The 408-nt window shown below is 48.0% G+C and carries 1 protein-coding gene; it reads left to right on the plus strand.

Annotated features, from left to right (window positions below; genetic code table 11):
• A partial coding sequence (locus HC175_RS19615; protein WP_168139801.1) for a translocation/assembly module TamB domain-containing protein occupies nucleotides 1-408 on the plus strand: 408 nt, incomplete at both ends.

The raw sequence follows: 408 nt of genomic DNA on the forward strand, positions 1-408 counted from the left end.
ATATCATGGAAGGCAGCAGTGTTGTTTGGGCAGGTGATCCCATGGATGCCGACCTGGATATTACTGCAGTTTATAACGTTGAGGCCTCTGCCTCAGGGTTAATGGCTGCCCAAATTACTTCTCAATCTTCTGGAAACATGGGCCAATTCAGGCAGGAACTGGACTTTATGGTGTACTTAAGGATTGGTGGCGAAATCTCTGCTCCCCGGCTTTCCTTTGGACTGGATAGGCCCGAAGATGAACAGGGCGCTCTTAGCGGGCAGGTTTACGGCAGGGTACAGCAAATCAATCAGCAGGAAAATGAGCTTAATAAGCAGGTATTTTCTTTGCTGGTCTTAAACAGGTTCTTCCCTTCTTCCGGAAGTCCCGGCACAGAAGGAGGTACACTTTCATTTGCAAGGGATAATT

Source organism: Salinimicrobium oceani (assembly GCF_012037645.1).